The organism is Catellatospora sp. NPDC049111, assembly GCF_040648615.1.
In the GTDB taxonomy this organism is placed as follows: domain Bacteria; phylum Actinomycetota; class Actinomycetes; order Mycobacteriales; family Micromonosporaceae; genus Catellatospora; species Catellatospora aurea.
The window spans coordinates 119861-135197 of sequence record NZ_JBEZEB010000016.1 but is presented as its reverse complement, the minus strand read 5'-3'; the positions used below and the strand labels follow the sequence as shown (position 1 = coordinate 135197).

Sequence of the window (15337 nt, the reverse complement as noted above, 5' to 3'; positions counted from 1 at the left end):
CGTCACGGTCCGTCGGGAGATCGGACGCTGTGCCGCAGCGCGACGGGTGGCAGGAACTCCTCGACCAGGGTGCGGTGCCACCAGGCGCCGGTGGCGCGGCGCTCGGCGGCAGTGGTGAACCGGTAGCGGTAGAGCAGGGCCCGTACGTAAACCGGCGGCTTGCCGGGGAACGGGTCGGCGCGCAGCAGCCGCAGCACGTGGCGGTCGCCGGTGAGCAGGCGGCCGAGCAGGGCGAGCAGCCACGGGTGGGCGTACAGCGGGGACATGGCGGCGAACCACATGAGCCAGTCCAGGCGCAGGTGGTACGGCGCGATCTGCGGCGGCAGGCGTCGCGGGTCGCCGGGTTTGCCCTTGAACGCGTACTCCCGCCAGAGCGTGTGTGCGCCGGGGTCGGTGTCGCCGGTGCCCTCGATGACGATCTCGTGGCGGACCTTGGTGACGCTGCCGAACGCGCCGTACGTGTTGACCAGGCGCAGCGGGTCGAAACTGGAGTTCATCAGCTGGTGGCGCGAGACCAGGTTGCGGGCGGGCCGGTAGCTGAGCGCGACCAGCAGGGCGGCGGCGGCGAGCACGAGCACCTGGTACCAGCCGGGTCCGGTGGCGGTCGTGCCGCTGCCGAGCAGCGCGGACAGGTCCAGCGCCGAGGCGGCCAGGATGATCGCCATCCAGTTCAGCCACGAGAAGTTGCCCGACGCGACCAGCCACAGCTGGCTGACGATGATCAGCCCGGCGGACACGCTCGCGACCGGCTGCGGCAGGAACAGGCCGAACGGCACGACGAGCTGCGTGACGTGGTTGGCCGCGACCTCCGCGCGGTGCAGCGGGCGGGGCAGGTGGTGGAACCACCAGCTCAGCGGGCCGGGCATGGGCTGGGTCTCGTGGTGGTAGTACAGGCAGGTCAGGTCGCGCCAGCACCGGTCGCCGCGCAGCTTTATCAGGCCCGCGCCGAACTCCAGCCGGAACAGCAGCCAGCGCAGCAGCAACAGCGTCACGATCGGCGGGCCGACCTTGGCGTTGCCCAGGAAGACCGCCAGGAAGCCGGTCTCCAGCAGCAGGCTCTCCCAGCCGAACGCGTACCAGACCTGGCCGACGTTGACGATCGACAGGTAGAGCAGCCACAGCAGCAGCCACATCGCCATCGCGGCCCACACCGGCACCGCGTCGCCGACGCCGGCGAGCAGCGCGGCGGACACCGCGGCTCCCGTCCAGGCCACGGCGGCGAACAGGCCGTCGGAGTAGCGCAGGTGGAACAGGCTCGGCGCGCGCCGCCACGGGGTGTGGGCCAGGAACCGGGGCACCGGGGTGAGGCCGTGCTCGCCGAACAGGGCCCGGAACTGGTCGGCGGCCACCAGGAACGCGATGAGGTAGACGGCGGCGAGGCCGCGCTGGAACAGCAGCCGGCTCCACCAGTACTCGGGCGCGCTGAACCAGTCCATGTCAGCCCCGCCAGGGGTCGGGTGGCCGCACGCCGAAGACCCGGTGCAGCGCGACCCGGGCGGCGTGGAAGCCGCACATGCCGTGTACGCCGGGTCCGGGTGGCGTCGCCGAGGAGCACAGGAACACGGCCGGGTCCGGGGTGGCGTAGGGAACCGGTGCGAAGGTCGGCCGGAACAGCAGCCGCAGGCCTTCGCAGCTGCCGCCGGCGATGTCGCCGCCGAGGTAGTTGGGGTTGCGCCGCTGCAGCTCGGCCGGTCCGGTGACGGCCCGCGCGAGCACCAGGTCCCGGAAACCGGGCGCGAACCGTTCCAGCTGCGCCTCGATCACGGGGGTGAGGTCTCCGGTCCAGCCGTTGGGCACGTGGGCGTACACCCACAGCACGTGCTTGCCCGCCGGGGCACGGGTGGGATCGCACAGGCTGGGCTGCGCCACGATGAGAAACGGCGGGTCGGGTGCGCTGCCGTGGTGCACGGCCTGCAGCGCCGCGCCGATGTCGGTGTCGTACGGGCCGAGGTGGACCGTGCCCGCCTGGCGGCAGGCCGGAGCCGTCCACGGCACCGGACCCGACAGCGCGTAGTCGAGCTTGAACACGGCGGGACCGTGCCGGGTCCGGCGCAGCCGGTCGCGGTAGCGCTCCGACAGCCGGGGGCCGGCCAGCTCGGCGAGGTGCCGGGGCACGACGTCCAGCAGGTACGCGCGCGCCGGCGGCAGCTCGTCGAGACTGGTCACCAGGTGGTCGGTGTGCACCCGCCCGCCCAGCTCCCGCAGGTAGCCCGCCAGCGCGTCGGAGATCGACTGGGATCCGCCGCGGGCGACCGGCCACCCGGCGGCGTGCGCGGCCAGCGCGAACGTCAGCGCGACCCCGCCGGTGCCGGGCGAGCCCAGCGGCGTGGTGGTGTGCGCCGCCAGCCCCGCCACCAGCGCCCGCGCGAGCGGTCCGCGGAACCAGCGCGCCAGGACCGCGGCGGGCAGTGCCGCCGGGATGCCGAAGCGGGCGAGCAGCAGCGGGTGGCGGGGCACCGCGCCCAGCGGCGGGCGCAGCACGTCGGGGGCCAGCTCGTCCCAGCGGCCCAGGAACGGCCCCACCAGCCGCCGGTACTGCGCGCCGTCGACGTTCAGCGACGCGGCGGTCTGCGCCACGGAACGCGCGAGCGTCGCCGCGGTGCCGTCCGGGAACGGGTGTGCCAGCGCCACGTCCGGGTGCAGCCACCGCAGGCCGTGGCGCTCCAGCGGCCAGGACCGCAGCACCGGTGAACCCGCGCCCAGCGGGTGCACGGCCGAGCACGGGTCGTGCCGGAAACCCGGCAGCGTCAGCTCCTCGGTGCGGGCGCCACCGCCGACCGTGCCGGCGGCCTCGAAGACGCTCACCCGCAGCCCCGCTTCCGCGAGGGTCACCGCCGCGGCGAGCCCGTTGGGTCCGGCCCCCACCACCACCACGTCCACGCCGCCACCAGCCATCGCAGCGGTCACTCGGGCGGCGTCGCGCCGAACTTCTCCAGGACCTGTCCCGCGTCGGTCTGCAGCAGGCCGGCGAGTTCGACCAGGGCCCGGGCGGCGGCGAGATCGTCGCCGACGCGCGCCAGGTCGAGGTCACGCGGATGGCGGTGGGCGGTGCCCGTGCCCTCCAGGCTCGTCCCGTCGCGCTGCAGCCTGGCCACCGCGACGGTGCGGCGCTCCTCCCGGACCTCCTCGATGTCCAGGTCGATGATCCACCGTGTCCTGTTCGCCATCGTCCACCTCCTGGGGCACCCCTTTCATTCTGCCGCGTGCTGGGAGCTGCAGAAATGGAAAGTTGTCAGTGGTCACCGGTATGAAGGGAGTAGTGCTCCACGCCTCCGCACTGCTGTCGGAACGCCGAAGCGGAAGGGGAACGATGACCACGCGAACGCATTCACCCCAGCACGCCGCGCTCCACACCACCATGCTGACCCTGCGGCTGGCGATCGCCGACCTCGACAGCGCGTCGGCCTGGGCCCGCCTGTTCGACGTGGCGGCCCGCCATCCGGGCCGCGGCGTCAACGACGTCCTGCTGATCGCGCGGCAGCGCCCGGACGCCACCGACCTGGCCACCTACGCCCGATGGCGGGAGCGCGGCGCGCACGTGCGCCGCGCCGAACGCGGCATGGCGCTGCTGCAGCCGCTGGACGACACCGGTGACAGCTTCGACGTCGTCACCGTCTTCGACGTCACGCAGACCAACGCGCCGCCCTCGCCCCGGCCGCCCGTCCACGACCTGGTGCCGGTGATGGCCGCGCTGGCGGCGATGGCCGAGCGGGCCGGGCTGACCGTGCGACTGCGCCGAGGGCTGTCCGCCGCGGCCGCGGCCGAGGGCGACCGGCTCGACCTGGCCGCGCACCTGCCGATCTCCGCGACCGCCGGTCACCTGGTCCAGCACCTGGCGCAGCGGTTGCTGCCGGCGGGCCCGGCCCGTGCGGCGCGAGCCGCCGGGGTGGCCCACGTCGTCGCCCGACGCTTCGGCCTGCAGCCGCCCGAGGCCACCGCCCTGGTCCGGTGGCGTGACGAGCTGGATCCGGCGGCCGTTGACCGGGCCGTCGTGCACACCGTCACGGCGGTCATCACCAACGCCGACGCCCTCACCGTCCGGCTGCGGCGGGCGCTCAGCCGACCCGCGGCGACCGCGCCGAGGCCGGCACCGCGCCGGGGCGCACCCGGCTCAACGCAGCGCCGACCGGAGCGGGTAGCGGCGCCGGAGCTACCCGTCCCGGCGCAACGTCGACCGGACCGGCCAGCGGCGCCGGAGCGCGACGCGCTGTACGCCGTCAACGCCGCCGCCGCGGCCTTCTACGCCGCCCAGCTGCCGACAAGCCGCCCCGCGGCCGCCTATCTGAGGTCGCGGGGCATCGCCGAGGCCGCGGAACCCGGCGGCGGCTGGCAGCTCGGTGTCGCACCGTCCCACGGCGACGCGCTGCTGCGGCACCTGCGGGCCCTCGGCTACTCGCACCGGGTCATGCTCGACGCCGGCCTGATCGCCGCCAGCCGGCTGCACGGCGGCGCACTGTACGACGTCTTCCGCGACCGGCTGATCTTCCCCATCCACGCCCGCGATGGGCAGATCGCCGGGTTCACCGGCCGCGATCTGTCCGGGCGCAGCCAGGCGAAGTTCTACAACACCCCCGAAACGGCGGTCTTCCGCAAGAGCGAGCTGCTCCACGGACTCGCCCCGCAGTTGCGCGACCAGGGCACACCCACCCAGTTCCTCGTCGTCGAAGGGCCCACCGACGCCATCGCCGCACACCTGGCCTACCGCGGGCTCGCCGCCGAAGGCGTCACCACCGTCGCCGTCGCCCCGTGCGGCACCGCGTTCACCGCAGCCCAGTTCGCGCTGCTCGCCGACTGCGCGGCACCGGGCACCTCGCTGGTCATGTCGTTCGACGCCGACAGTGCGGGCGCCAGGGCGCTGGAGCGGGCCTACCCGTTGGCCGTGACCTGGCCGCATGGCCGGGTCACGGGCACCGCGCCGGCCGGGTGCAAGGACATCGCCGCGCTGCTGGCGGCCCGCGGCCCCGACGAGGCCCTGCTGGACCTGCTCGCCGCCGAGCGCCCGCTGCCGCTGCTCGGCGTCGAGCGGGCGCTGGCCAAGGCGTTCCCCGAGGGTTTCCACGCCGACTGGCCGGAGGCCCGGGTCCGTGCTTTCCGGATGGTCGCGCCGTACCTGCTCGACGCGGTGCGCCACGGCGACGTCGAACTGCTGGTGCAAGCGGCCGCGGCGCAGCTCGCCGTCGCACCGCACGAGCTGAGCGCGGGTGTGGCCCAGCTGTACGGGGGCGACCGGATCGGACCCGGATCCGCGCCGCCGACGGGTTCCGGGACAGCGGTCGATCACGTCAGGAAACATGCCGGAAAACTGCCTGGAATAGCAGCGCAAAGACGGTAGTGACAAAGAAGTCAATCATTGGTCTTCGGCGTGTCCGCCACTATGCTCATGCGTAATCACCCGTCAGTGAAGCCGGGACCGACGTGGCACCACATCCCCCGCGACATCGGCTCTCGCCCGGTGCGCGCCGCGGCCGCCGCTTCGGTGTCAACCGCGAACGACGGAGGCGATCCGTGGAAATCCTGCTTCTGGTGACAGCGCGTGCCGGCGAACCGTCGGCCGTCCTGCCCGCGATAGACCTGCTGCCGCACGCGGTGCGCACCGCACCCCGCGACGTGCGCACCCTGGTGTCGACGCCCACCCCCGACGCGGTGCTGGTCGACGCGCGCACCGAACTGTCCGAGGCGCGGGCCACCTGCCGGATGCTGCGCGCGACCGGCCTCGGCGTGCCGCTGCTCGCGGTGGTGACCGAGGCGGGTCTGGTCGCGATCAACGCCGACTGGGGCGTCGATGACGTCATCCTGGCCACCGCCGGTCCCGCCGAGGTCGAGGCGCGGCTGCGGGTGGCGGTCGGCCGCCTGAACTCCGCAACGGCCGCCGCCGGCGGCGTGATCCGGGGCGGCGAGCTGACGATCGACCCGGACACGTATGCGGCCAAGCTCAAGGGTCGCCCGCTGGACCTGACGTACAAGGAGTTCGAGCTGCTGAAGTTCCTGGCGCAGCACCCGGGCCGGGTCTTCACCCGCGACCAGCTGCTGCGCGAGGTGTGGGGCTACGACTACTTCGGCGGCACCCGCACCGTGGACGTGCACGTGCGGCGCCTGCGCGCCAAGCTCGGCTCGGAGTACGAAGCCATGATCGGCACGGTCCGCCAGGTCGGCTACAAGTTCGTGCTGCCGTCCTCGCGTCCCCAGTTCTCCGACGCCGGCGAGTCCAGCCTCGCCGACGCCCTCCTGGTCGACCTCAACCTGGCCGGCTGACCCGCTCGCACCGTCAGGCCGTCGGATCCTCGGATCCGGCGGCCTGCTCGCGTGATGCCGGTCACCACGGAATAGAGCGGGCTCCGCGCCGGTTGCCCTTCATGCAAACGCATAGACTTGGCTCGGGCCTGCCGGCCCGGCGCGAGTGGAAACGAGGGATCTCATGCAGTTCGGCGTGTTCTCGGTCAGCGACATCACCCGCGACCCGGTGTCGGGGCACACACCGAGCGAGGCGGAGCGCATCGACGCGGTCGTGCAGATCGCCAAGAAGGCCGAAGAGGTCGGGCTCGACGTGTTCGCCATCGGCGAGCACCACAACCCGCCGTTCTTCTCCTCGGCCCCCTCGACGCTGCTGGCGTTCATCGCGGCCGCCACCGAGCGGCTCATCCTGACCACCGCGACGACCCTGATCACGACGAACGACCCGGTGCGCATCGCCGAGGAGTACGCGATGCTCCAGCACCTGTCGAAGGGCCGGATGGACCTGATGCTCGGGCGCGGCAACACCGCGCCGGTCTACCCGTGGTTCGGGCAGGACATCCGCCAGAGCCTGCCGCTCGCGCTGGAGAACTACAACCTGCTGCACCGGCTGTGGCGCGAGGACGTCGTCGACTGGCAGGGCAAGTTCCGCACCCCGCTGCAGGGCTTCACCTCCACGCCGCGCCCGCTGGACGACGTGCCGCCGTTCGTGTGGCACGGCTCGATCCGCACGCCCGAGATCGCCGAGCAGGCCGCCTATTACGGCGACGGCTTCTTCGCCAACCACATCTTCTGGCCGAAGGAGCACTACATGCGCCTGATCAAGTTCTACCGGCAGCGCTACGCCCACTACGGCCACGGCACCGAGCAGCAGGCGATCGTCGGGCTCGGCGGGCAGGCCTACATCGCCCGCAGGTCGCAGGACGCGATCAAGGAGTTCCGCCCGTACTTCAACGAGGCCCCGGTCTACGGGCACGGCCCGGCGATGGAGGACTTCATGCGGCAGACGCCGCTGTCGGTGGGCAGCCCGCAGGAGGTCATCGACAAGACCCTGACGTTCCGCGAGCACTTCGGCGACTACCAGCGCCAGCTGTTCCTGATCGACCACGCCGGCCTGCCCCTCAAGACCGTGCTGGACCAGCTCGAACTGCTCGGCGGTGAGGTCGTGCCGACGCTGCGCAAGGAGCTGGCCGCCAAGCGCGACCCGCAGGTGCCCGACGCGCCGACGCACGCCGCCCGGGTCAAGGCGAAGTACGGCGAGGCGATCCCGCGCCAGCCGCGCCCGAACGCCAACCGCGGCGACAACGTGACGGGCGCGTCCCCGTACCAGGACAGCGACCCGGCCGTGCAGACCACCTACCCGGTTCACTGATGTCCGACCGGGGCCGGCTGGCCAACCACGCGTGGGAGGGGCTGCTGTCCGCCCACGCGAGGCTGATGAAGCAGTTCGCGGAAGCCGACACGTGGCATGACCTGTCGATGCGCGAGTACGACGTGCTCTACACGCTGTCCAAGTACCGCGAGCCGCTGCGGATCGGCGAGCTGCACCGGCACGTCCTGCTCAGCCAGCCGGCTCTGTCCCGCATGGTGGACCGGCTGGCCGAGCGGGGGCTCCTGGAGCGTTGCCCGGACCCCGCCGACGGCCGCGGCGTGCGGCTGTCGCTGACCGCCGCCGGGCGGGACAAGCAGCGCAGCATCGGGCGCGGGCACGCCGCCCATGTGGCGCGTGCGGTCACCGCCGAGCTGAGCCGCGACGAGCTGGAGCAGCTCGCCGTGATCGCCTGGAAGCTGGCCGGGCGGGCCGGCACGACGACCGACGACGACCAGAAGGAACCGCAACAGTGAACCCGACGCAGCCGTACACCCTCGTGGTCGTGACCGCCGGGGTCGGCGACCCCTCCTCGACCCGGATGCTCGCCGACCGGACCGCCCAGCGTGCCGCGGAGCTGGTCGCCCGGCGCGGCGGCAGCGCGACCGTCCAGGTCGTCGACCTGCGCGAGCTGGCGACCGAGGTGACCACGGCGCTGATCTCGCCGATGGTGGGCCCGAAGCTGCGGCAGGCGATCGAGCTCCTCGGCCGGGCCGACGGCGTCATCGCCGCCGCGCCCGTCTACAAGGCCGCGCCCAGCGGCCTGTTCAGCTCCTTCTTCCAGGTGCTCGACAACGACCTGCTCATCGCCAAGCCGGTCGTGCTCGCCGCGACGGCGGGCACGGCGCGGCACTCGCTGGTCGTGGACGAGCAGATGCGGTCGCTGTTCGGCTACCTGCGCACCGTCGTGGTGCCGACGTCGCTGTTCGCGGCCCCGGAGGACTGGGCCGACCCGGGCCTGAACAAGCGCATCGAACGGGCCGCGCTCGAACTGGTGCTGCTGGTCGAGAGCGGCTTCGCCCACCAGGTCAGGGGCGAGTCCTGGCAGAGCTACCAGCACGAGCTCGGCAGCGCGGGCGGCACCGAGACGCACATCGAGCTGGACTCCGACATGATGCGGCTGGCGGCCGGCGGGACCCTGGACTGACCGGAGCGGCCTATGCGGGCACGACCCGGAAATGGGTGGTGAGCGCGCCGTCGTCGGCGAGCACGTGGAACGCCACCCCGGGCACGTCGTCGAGATCGGCGGTGTTCTCCCAGGTCAGCTCGTCGTCGGTGGTCCACGGCAGGCGGGTCGTGGACACCACGCCGGGTGCGGCGAGCACGGGCCGCCCGCCGAACGTCCCGGCCGCGGCCGCGTGCGCGTGGCCGCAGAGGGTCGCCACGACGCGCGGGCAGTCCTGGACGATCGCGGCGAGTTCGCCCGCGTTGAGCAGCCCGATGCTGTCCACGAGCGGGTTGTGCAGCGGGATCGGGTGGTGGTGCAGGCCGAGGAAGACCGGCGCGTCGGCCGTGGCGAGGACCTCGCGCAGCCAGTCCAGCGTCTCCGGGGCGAGCAGGCCGTCGTGGCGTCCGGGGATGCTGGAGTCGCACAGGGCGAACAGCGCACCGCCGACGCGGTGGACCTGGTTGATCGGGGCATCGCCCGCGCCGTCGAGCAGCACCTTGCGGTACGGCGCACGGCGGTCGTGATTGCCCGGCAGCATCAGGACCGGGACGTCCGCCGTCAGCTCGGCCTTGACCTGCTCGTACTCGTGGATCTCCCCGTGGTCGGCGAGGTCGCCGCTGACGAGGATCACGTCCACGCGGCAGCCGCGCAGGTAGCTCATGACGCGCCGGGTGCGGTCGAGGGCTCGCTCGCCGCCGTCGAGGTGGGTGTCACTGAGGTGCGCGATGATCATCACATCGCGAAGCATGTCGTATGTCGCGCCGTGTACCAAGTGCCAATGGCCATCCGGTGGCACGCCCGCAAGCCGACGAGGCACCGTGCCGCCCGGCGTCCGGATCAGCCGCCGGGGCAGCCGGCGTCGCCGCCGCTGTGCTCCACACAGTGCGTCGGGGCCGGTGGCGGCGGTGCGGGCGGGTGAAGGGTGCGCCAGCTTCCGGAGGCGGCGACCGCCCCGGCCGGCACGAGCAGCACGGCGAGGACCACGAAAACGACGAAGGTCTTGCGCATCCTGGCCGCCCGCGCGAGCACGGCCAGCAGCACCGGTCCGGCGGCGAGCACGGCCGCGAGCCACAGTCCCGCCCGCGCGCTCTCGGCGGCGTGACCGGTCATCGCCTGGCTGTCGCCGTCGTAGGAATCGGCCCACTGGCTCATCCCGATCGAGAGCAGCGACCCGGCCATGGCGCAGATCGCGATCGACCAGGCGACAATCGCCAAGACGACCGCGACGGACAGGTTCGGCGCACGGCGCGGCGACACTTCGGGGGTGGGACTCACGGCGATAACGTAGCCGACACTCCCAAACAACGACATCTGCCGATGTGGCGGGATTTGACGCGGATCCATTTTCTGTACAGTGATGATCGCGCGGTGGCACCGGCCGGGCGTACTCGCCGGTGACCTTCGGAAGGGATGAGCCCCTGTGGAATCGACGACCAGTCAGCGGCCGCCGGACGCGGTGCGGGGCCCGGTGCCGGGGACGTGGCGCGGGCCGTGGCTCGCTGCTCGGCCGGCAGCGGTCGCGCTCGTGGTGTCGGCGATCGCGGGGGTGCTGCGCGCGATTCTCGCGATGGGCCACTACGAGCACCGGATCGACGTGGTGGCGCACGGCAACACCGACCCTGTGCTGCCCGCCTTGATGGCGTACGAACTCCTCGACCGCGTGCTGCCGCGCGGCATGGCGAGCACCGCGGGCGAACGGTTGTCACTGCTCGCATCGCTTCTCGCGGCCGCCGCGTTCGTCGTCTGGCTGCACCAGGCACGGCGCGCCGCGGGACGCCTGGGCGGCGCGTTGGAGTGGGCTCCCGGGTGGGCGGTCGGCGGGTGGTTCATCCCGGTCGCGAACCTGTTCATCCCCTACCGCGTGGTGCGGGACGTGTGGCGGGCAGGGGGCCCGCTCGCGCCGCGCGCCCCGGTGCGCCGCTGGTGGGCGAGCGTGCTGATCACCGTGCTGCTCAACGGGCTGATCCGGCTGTACGGCGTGGCGACCTCAGACGGCGGCGTGCTCGAGCAGACGGCCTTGGACATGCGTATCGTGGCCTATCCGCTGTGGACGGCAGGGGCGGTGGCGACCGTCGTCACGGCCTACCTCACCGTCCGTGTGATGCGGCGGATCACCGAGGCACAACAAAGCGGCTCCCGTCAGGGCCGGACGACATAGATCTCGTTGGGGCTGCACTTCGGGCGGGTCAGCAGCACCCGCCCGTCCGGTTGACTGCCATGATCCATATCTCGCTCGGCAGCGGCCGCGGCAGGTTGCTGGTGCCCAGCTGGTCGAACTGGATGGGGACGCGTTGCGCCCGCCCGCATGCGGTGTCAGCGCAGACGAGCAGCGTGGCCTGGATCTCTGGCTGCGATTCGCCGATCTGAAGCCAGAAGCCGTCACGTTCGCGTGGTTCGGCCAGGAGCGCGTACGCGCCATCCTGCGGCCGGGCGATCGTCGCCACCGGCACATCGGGGCCGCAGTCGCTGCGCAGGCAGCCGAGCAGGGCCGGGCAACGCTCACCGCCCCGTCGCGTCACCGGTTCCCGGTCATCGCCCGGTTCACCGCATCGCGCGTGCGGCATCCCGGTCGGCTTTGGGGCCGAAGTCCTTCTCGGCGAGCACGCTCTGGCGGCGGTTGCGCAGCCGCAGCGCGCCGGCCACCGCGGCGGCCGTGGCGCCCGCGAGCGCGGTGAAGACCGCCAGGCGGGTGCCGGTCGACATCCCGTTGCCCTGCGTACCGTTTCCTGGCATCGCGTACCCCCTGTTCCTGCAGCATAGGCCCGGACCCGGCGGTCGGCTTGTTAAGGTCAAAAGCAACATAACGGACCTCCCGGCCCGTCGGCGAGGCTGCCGCCCCACAGCGGGGCGGAAGAACGGGGGAGCGCCATGACGCAGGACGCCCAGCGCCGCGTCGCCGTCGTCACCGGCGGGTCGCGCGGTATCGGCCTGGAATCGGCACGCCTGCTCGCCGGCAACGGACTCGCCGTCGTCGTATGCTCGCGCAACCAGGGCGAGGCCGACGCGGCGGCCAAGGAGATCACGGCCGGTGGCGGGACGGCGCTCGGCACGCGCGCCGACGTCTCCGACGAGGACTCGGTCGTGGCGCTGTTCGACCTGGCCGAGTCGACGTACGGCGGGGTCGACGTGGTCGTGCACGCCGCCGCCCATGCCGGGCTCGGGCGCACTACGACGGTTGCCGAACTGGACCTGGCGGTCCTCGACGAGCTGTACCGCACCAACATCCGGGGCACGTTCATGGTGGCGCAGCAGGCCGCCCGCCGCATACGCGACGGCGGCGCGATCATCACGTTCTCCACCGCGGTGGTTCAGCTGGCCATGCCGGGTTACGGGGCCTACAGCGCGAGCAAGGGCGCGATCGAGGCGTTCACGCTGATCCTGGCACGAGAGATGGGCGGCCGGGACATCACCGTCAACGCGGTGGCCCCCGGTCCCACGGCGACGGAGCTGTTCCTGGAGGGCAAGGACGACGCCACCCTCGCCGGGCTGGCCGCCCGGGCTCCGATGAACCGGCTCGGCACACCGGCGGAGATCGCCGAGGTCGTCGCGTTCCTGGCCGGTCCAGCCGGGCACTGGGTCAACGGCCAGGTCATCCAGGTCAACGGCGGCGTCCTCTGACTACCGGCGACAGCCCTCTGCCGTCAGCCGGGCCGAGGCCGGCCGAATGACACTTGCGCAAGGTGTCCACGAAGCGCGGGGTTAGGCCTCGTCGATGCCTGCATACGGCGCTGCCGGGCATCGGGACGCCGGAGCCGCCGCCCGGGGGTCCCGGCCAAGTGGATCATCTGCCGCTGGCATACTGAGCGCGAACGGACGCGATGCTCCTGTCGCGGCGGGAAGGGCGGATCATGATCGCCAAGAGGTGGCCGACGTCGGCTCCCTCCCTACCCGGAGCCGGGCGATGAGCAGGGTCGCGTTTCTCAACGTCGGCATGCACGGCCACGTCAACCCGACACTGCCGCTCGTGACCGAGCTCCTCCGTCGTGGCCACAGCGTCACCTACCACACGACGCCCGCCTTCGCCGAACAGATCGCGGCCACCGGCGCGCGGGTGTTCCTCTACTCGGGCGACGAGCCGCCACTGGCCGGTCCGCCGACGCCGGTCACCCTGATGGAGCAGCTGGCGCGTACGGCGGTGCAGGTGCTGCCCGGGGTGCTCACCGATCTGCGCGCCACCCGGCCCGATCTGATCGTGCACGACTCCGCCTGCCTGTGGGGCCCGGTGGCCGCCCGGGAGCTCGGCGTGCCCGCCGCGTCGTCGTTCACCACGTTCGCCTTCAACCGGCAGGTGCCCAGCCCCACGCGCGCGTCCTGGGGGCTGCTCGGCGCGGCGCTGGCCATGCCCCGCAGCGCCTGGGGTTATCTGCGGGCGCGCCGGGAACTGCGCCGCAGGTACGACATGCGCGGGGTGCCCCGGATCGACCTCGCGGACATCCGCCAGCCGCTCAACCTCGTGTACACCTCACCGGCGTTCCATCCCGACGCCGCCGGCTTCGACGAGTCCTTCCGGTTCGTCGGGCCGAGCATCGGCTCCCGCCCGGCCGACGCGTCGTTTCCGACCGACGGGCTGCGGGACCCGGTGCTGTACACCTCCATGGGCACGGTGTTCGACGCCGGCCCGCAGCAACTGCGCGCGTTCGTCGACGCGCTCGCCCCACTCGGCGGCACCGTGGTCGTGGCCACCGGGCACACCGACCCGGCAGAACTCGGCCCGCTGCCGGAAAACGTGCTGGCCCGCAGGGCCGTGCCGCAGTTGGAGGTGCTGGCCCACGCGGCGCTGTTCGTCACCCACGGCGGGGTCAACAGCGTCAACGAAGCCCTACACGCCGGAGTGCCGATGCTGGTGATCCCGCAGGGCGCCGACCAGACGCTGGTGGCCCGCCGCATCGTCGAGCTGGGCGCCGGTCTGGCGACCAGCCCGGAGACCGCCGACGTCGAGACCGTGCGCGCCCTCGGCCGGCGCCTGCTCGGCGAACCCCGGTTCCGGGCCGCCGTGGCCACCCTGCAGGCCGCCCAGCGGCGCGCGAGCGGCGCCCCGCGCGCCGCCGACGAACTCGAGGGCTACCTCCGGCAGACCGGCGTCACCGAGCCGAGCGCCGCCGCACCGCGCCGCAAGGCCGACCGGTGACGCTCTTCGTCGCCGTCCTGCTGCTGCTCGCGGGCCTGTCCGAGGCCATCGGTCGACTGCTTCCCCTGGTGGCGCGCCTGTCCGGGGTGTCGCACACCCGGGCGATCTGGCTGGTGGTGGCCGGCGCGTTCGTCGACGCCGCGGTGTTCGCGCTCTGGCCGCTGTGCGCGTGGACCCTCGCCGAGCTGGTGCTGCCCACCTCGACGACCGACCAGGGCGTGCTGCGCTGGACACCGGCCCTGGTCGCGCCGCTGCTGCTCGCCGCGATCCTGGCGTTTCCGCTGCTCGGGCCGCTGCTGCACCTGCTGCTCATGGTCGGCGTGGGAGCCGGCCTCGCGACCGCGCTCGTGCCGGTGGCCGGGATCGGCTGGTGGGAGGCCGCCGGGTGCGTGGCCGTGGCGGGAGCCGGCCTCGGCATCACCGTCGAGGGCGTACGCAGGCTCGTCGCGAAGCTCAACCGGACCAGGCTGCCGGAGCCGCTGCGATGATCGAGTTCGCGCTCCTGCTGCTGCTGTTCGGGATCGGACCGGTGCTGCTCGCCGAAGCCCTGCTGTCCCGGTACGAGCTGCTGGCCTACACGGCGGGCTGGCGCGCTCCCGGCGCGGAACTCCCCCCGCGGGTGCCCTACGCGCGAGGTGCGGAGGCGGACCGCCCGCCGGCCGCCTACCTGGTCTACCTGGACGGCATCGGCAAACGCCGCTTCCAGGACACCCGCGACGGCGGCCAGCTGGTCAAGGCCCTGCTGGCCAGGGCACCGGAGCTGCGGGTGCTGGGCCAGGTGCAGCCCTACTCGCCGCTGGCCTACCCGCTGGCCAACCGGCCGCTGTGGATCTGGCTGCGCCGCCGGGCCGGGCTGGTGCTGTTCCTGCACAACGTGATGCAGATCTTCGTCGCCGCCGACCACCGCTACCGTCCGCTGTACAACCGCGCCGTCGGGTCGCAGATCGCCACTCAGCTGCGGCTGGCCGGCTACCAGCCCGGCAGCGGCATCCCCGTGGTGCTGCTCAGCTACAGCGGCGGAGCCCAGGTGGCCACCGGCGCGGTCGGCGAGCTGTGGTCCGAGCTGCGCTGCCCGCTGTCGCTGATCACCCTCGGCGGGTTCTACAACGGAGCCAACGACCTCAGCCACGCCCAGCACCTGGACCGGCTCACCGCCGCGAGCGACTGGATCGAGCGGGCCGGTATCTGGATCTTCCCGCAGCGGTGGCCGCTGTTCCGGCGGAGCGGCTGGAACCGGGCGGTCCGCGCCGGGAAGATCACGGTGCACTGGCTGGACCCGGCCACCCACGTCGGTCCGCGCAGCTACATCAGCCCGCAGGCCAAGCTGCCCGACGGCCGCAGCCACCTCGACCGCACCGCCGACACCGTGATCGCGTTGATCCGGGACCGCGTCGCCGCCACCCCGGCACCCGACGGTCCGCCCGCCTGATCGAGCGGACTC

The 15337-nt window shown here is 72.9% G+C and carries 17 protein-coding genes; 10 read left to right on the top strand and 7 right to left on the bottom strand.

All coding sequences use genetic code 11. The annotated features are described in order from the left end of the window. Positions 1-2: 2 nt before the first annotated feature. Genes AB0B66_RS22790 through AB0B66_RS22780 form a run of 3 tightly spaced genes read right to left on the bottom strand, consistent with a single transcriptional unit; the run spans position 3 to position 3167 of the window. The gene (locus tag AB0B66_RS22790) at positions 3-1436 is read right to left on the bottom strand and encodes a lipase maturation factor family protein (RefSeq protein WP_360533182.1); all 1434 of its coding nucleotides are present in this window, start codon (positions 1434-1436) and stop codon (positions 3-5) included. A 1-nt stretch (position 1437) separates the two neighbouring features. After that, positions 1438-2907 (bottom strand): NAD(P)/FAD-dependent oxidoreductase, encoded by a 1470-nt coding sequence (locus AB0B66_RS22785; protein ID WP_360533179.1) that lies wholly within the window; start codon positions 2905-2907, stop codon positions 1438-1440. Continuing rightward, positions 2904-3167: a dsRBD fold-containing protein gene (locus AB0B66_RS22780; RefSeq protein WP_360533176.1), complete on the bottom strand. Its 264-nt coding sequence runs from the start codon at positions 3165-3167 to the stop codon at positions 2904-2906. The genes AB0B66_RS22785 and AB0B66_RS22780 overlap by 4 nt, the downstream gene beginning before the upstream one ends. A gap of 143 nt (positions 3168-3310) precedes the next feature. Here AB0B66_RS22780 and AB0B66_RS22775 point away from each other — a divergent pair, with 143 nt between their 5' ends. From AB0B66_RS22775 to AB0B66_RS22755, 5 genes are all read left to right on the top strand, one after another. After that, the gene (locus AB0B66_RS22775) at positions 3311-5332 is read left to right on the top strand and encodes a toprim domain-containing protein (protein ID WP_360533173.1); all 2022 of its coding nucleotides are present in this window, start codon (positions 3311-3313) and stop codon (positions 5330-5332) included. A gap of 173 nt (positions 5333-5505) precedes the next feature. Then, positions 5506-6252 carry a response regulator transcription factor gene (locus AB0B66_RS22770; RefSeq protein WP_360533170.1) on the top strand — a complete coding sequence of 249 codons (747 nt, stop codon included), beginning with the start codon at positions 5506-5508 and terminating at the stop codon, positions 6250-6252. A 163-nt stretch (positions 6253-6415) separates the two neighbouring features. Then, a complete protein-coding gene (locus tag AB0B66_RS22765; protein WP_360533167.1) occupies positions 6416-7603 on the top strand; it encodes an LLM class flavin-dependent oxidoreductase in 1188 nt (395 codons plus the stop codon). Next, complete coding sequence (locus AB0B66_RS22760) at positions 7603-8076, top strand: MarR family transcriptional regulator (protein ID WP_360533164.1); 474 nt, start codon at positions 7603-7605, stop codon at positions 8074-8076. The genes AB0B66_RS22765 and AB0B66_RS22760 overlap by 1 nt, the downstream gene beginning before the upstream one ends. Next, the gene (locus AB0B66_RS22755; RefSeq protein ID WP_360533161.1) at positions 8073-8747 is read left to right on the top strand and encodes a CE1759 family FMN reductase; all 675 of its coding nucleotides are present in this window, start codon (positions 8073-8075) and stop codon (positions 8745-8747) included. Before AB0B66_RS22760 ends, AB0B66_RS22755 begins: the two co-directional genes overlap by 4 nt. A 10-nt stretch (positions 8748-8757) precedes the next feature. On the opposite strand, the gene AB0B66_RS22750 is transcribed toward AB0B66_RS22755, so the two are convergent. Beyond that, on the bottom strand, positions 8758-9501 hold the full coding sequence (locus AB0B66_RS22750) for a metallophosphoesterase (RefSeq protein WP_360533260.1): 744 nt from the start codon (positions 9499-9501) through the stop codon (positions 8758-8760). A 104-nt stretch (positions 9502-9605) separates the two neighbouring features. Then, the gene (locus AB0B66_RS22745) at positions 9606-10043 is read right to left on the bottom strand and encodes a DUF6234 family protein (protein ID WP_360533158.1); all 438 of its coding nucleotides are present in this window, start codon (positions 10041-10043) and stop codon (positions 9606-9608) included. 250 nt (positions 10044-10293) lie between these two features. Between AB0B66_RS22745 and AB0B66_RS22740 the strand changes: the two genes are divergently transcribed. Further along, positions 10294-10926 carry a DUF4328 domain-containing protein gene (locus AB0B66_RS22740; RefSeq protein WP_360533155.1) on the top strand — a complete coding sequence of 211 codons (633 nt, stop codon included), beginning with the start codon at positions 10294-10296 and terminating at the stop codon, positions 10924-10926. A gap of 28 nt (positions 10927-10954) precedes the next feature. On the opposite strand, the gene AB0B66_RS22735 is transcribed toward AB0B66_RS22740, so the two are convergent. Beyond that, the gene (locus AB0B66_RS22735) at positions 10955-11212 is read right to left on the bottom strand and encodes a hypothetical protein (RefSeq protein ID WP_360533152.1); all 258 of its coding nucleotides are present in this window, start codon (positions 11210-11212) and stop codon (positions 10955-10957) included. Positions 11213-11309: 97 nt separating this feature from the next. After that, positions 11310-11501 carry a hypothetical protein gene (locus AB0B66_RS22730; protein ID WP_360533149.1) on the bottom strand — a complete coding sequence of 64 codons (192 nt, stop codon included), beginning with the start codon at positions 11499-11501 and terminating at the stop codon, positions 11310-11312. Positions 11502-11636: 135 nt separating this feature from the next. On the opposite strand from AB0B66_RS22730, the gene AB0B66_RS22725 reads away from it, so the two are divergent. The 4 genes from AB0B66_RS22725 (at position 11637) to AB0B66_RS22710 (ending at position 15325) form a co-directional block, all read left to right on the top strand. Next, positions 11637-12386 carry an SDR family oxidoreductase gene (locus AB0B66_RS22725; RefSeq protein WP_360533146.1) on the top strand — a complete coding sequence of 250 codons (750 nt, stop codon included), beginning with the start codon at positions 11637-11639 and terminating at the stop codon, positions 12384-12386. A 283-nt stretch (positions 12387-12669) separates the two neighbouring features. After that, positions 12670-13896 carry a macrolide family glycosyltransferase gene (locus tag AB0B66_RS22720; RefSeq protein ID WP_360533143.1) on the top strand — a complete coding sequence of 409 codons (1227 nt, stop codon included), beginning with the start codon at positions 12670-12672 and terminating at the stop codon, positions 13894-13896. Then, positions 13893-14384 carry a hypothetical protein gene (locus tag AB0B66_RS22715; RefSeq protein ID WP_360533140.1) on the top strand — a complete coding sequence of 164 codons (492 nt, stop codon included), beginning with the start codon at positions 13893-13895 and terminating at the stop codon, positions 14382-14384. Before AB0B66_RS22720 ends, AB0B66_RS22715 begins: the two co-directional genes overlap by 4 nt. Continuing rightward, positions 14381-15325, top strand: a complete 945-nt coding sequence (locus AB0B66_RS22710) for a hypothetical protein (RefSeq protein ID WP_360533137.1) — start codon at positions 14381-14383, stop codon at positions 15323-15325. The genes AB0B66_RS22715 and AB0B66_RS22710 overlap by 4 nt, the downstream gene beginning before the upstream one ends. Positions 15326-15337 lie beyond the last annotated feature (12 nt).

Coding starts and splice junctions, on each gene's coding strand:
- AB0B66_RS22730 (WP_360533149.1), bottom strand. CDS start 11,501: ATGCCAGGAAACGGTACGCAGGGCAACGGGATGTCGACCGGCACCCGC.
- AB0B66_RS22720 (WP_360533143.1), top strand. CDS start 12,670: ATGAGCAGGGTCGCGTTTCTCAACGTCGGCATGCACGGCCACGTCAAC.
- AB0B66_RS22775 (WP_360533173.1), top strand. CDS start 3,311: ATGACCACGCGAACGCATTCACCCCAGCACGCCGCGCTCCACACCACC.
- AB0B66_RS22780 (WP_360533176.1), bottom strand. CDS start 3,167: ATGGCGAACAGGACACGGTGGATCATCGACCTGGACATCGAGGAGGTC.
- AB0B66_RS22790 (WP_360533182.1), bottom strand. CDS start 1,436: ATGGACTGGTTCAGCGCGCCCGAGTACTGGTGGAGCCGGCTGCTGTTC.
- AB0B66_RS22725 (WP_360533146.1), top strand. CDS start 11,637: ATGACGCAGGACGCCCAGCGCCGCGTCGCCGTCGTCACCGGCGGGTCG.
- AB0B66_RS22710 (WP_360533137.1), top strand. CDS start 14,381: ATGATCGAGTTCGCGCTCCTGCTGCTGCTGTTCGGGATCGGACCGGTG.
- AB0B66_RS22765 (WP_360533167.1), top strand. CDS start 6,416: ATGCAGTTCGGCGTGTTCTCGGTCAGCGACATCACCCGCGACCCGGTG.
- AB0B66_RS22760 (WP_360533164.1), top strand. CDS start 7,603: ATGTCCGACCGGGGCCGGCTGGCCAACCACGCGTGGGAGGGGCTGCTG.
- AB0B66_RS22750 (WP_360533260.1), bottom strand. CDS start 9,501: ATGATCATCGCGCACCTCAGTGACACCCACCTCGACGGCGGCGAGCGA.